Origin of the sequence: Chryseobacterium sp. 2TAF14 (assembly GCF_052115105.1) — a bacterium.
Lineage (GTDB): Bacteria > Bacteroidota > Bacteroidia > Flavobacteriales > Weeksellaceae > Chryseobacterium.
The window spans coordinates 1-1,033 of the sequence record NZ_JBFRGA010000333.1; the positions used below are offsets into that span (position 1 = coordinate 1).

A 1,033-nucleotide genomic window follows, 5' to 3' on the forward strand; every position below is an offset into this window, starting at 1 on the left:
GGTTATGGGTATATTTTTAAAGCGATCGGTATTAATTTAAAAAAAGGGCCTCTTGCACCGTCGACTGATGATGCAAAAAAATTTCCATTCAGAATAATTCAAAACTCAAAACCTAAATCCTGGAAAAAAAGTAAGCTTTATAATCAACAACATTTATCTGACCGACTTATAGAAGAACTCAAAAAAACGCGCACATCATCGTTACTTATCATTAAAGACAATCAACTGGTTTACGAAAAGTACTGGAAAAATCATCAACCTTCATCTCTGCTTAATTCTTTTTCGATGACGAAAGGTTTTTTAGCAATTTTAACCGGTTGTGCAATTGATGATGGTTATCTGAAATCGGAAGATCAGTTAATTTCTACAGTATTTCCTGAATATAAAAATAGTATGTACGGAAAACACCTTACCTTTCGCCATCTTATGACGATGCAGGCCGGCTTTGATTGGGACGAAGAATATAGCCATCCTTTCGCAGAAAATTCCAAACAGTATTTTGTTGCAGATCTTGCAAAGCAGACTTTCGATATTGAAATAAAAAAAATGCCGGGACAAAAATATGAGTATCAAAGTGTTTCAGCCCAGCTTTTAGGAATGGCTCTTAGTAAATTAACCGGAAAACATTTATCGGATTATCTTTCAGAAAAAATATGGAAACCATTGGGAATGGAATTTCCGGGTAAATGGAGCACAGATGACGAAGGAATGGAAAAAGCATTCTGCTGCGTACATGCTACAGCCAGAGATTTTGCAAAAATAGGTCAAATGATCTTGCAAAACGGAATGTGGGAAGGAAAGCAGATACTTAATCCTGAATATTGCCAAAGAATGCTGAAACCCACTGCAGAAAATGATGCATTCTGTTATACAATCTGGGCCGGAGAAAACAATAATGCAGATGAGAAATACTGGTTTTTTTACGGTTTTCTTGGTCAGTTCATTATCATTATGCCTGAAGAAAAAATGGTTATTGTAAAAACCGGATTATACAACAGGCTGGAAGTAGACCAAAAGAAAAGACCGTTACAGG

1 protein-coding gene is annotated in these 1,033 nt (G+C 35.9%); it reads left to right on the forward strand.

The window, feature by feature from the left end:
- On the forward strand, nt 1-1,033 hold a 1,033-nt coding region (locus AB4Y90_RS18020), incomplete at both ends, for a serine hydrolase domain-containing protein (RefSeq protein ID WP_441558936.1).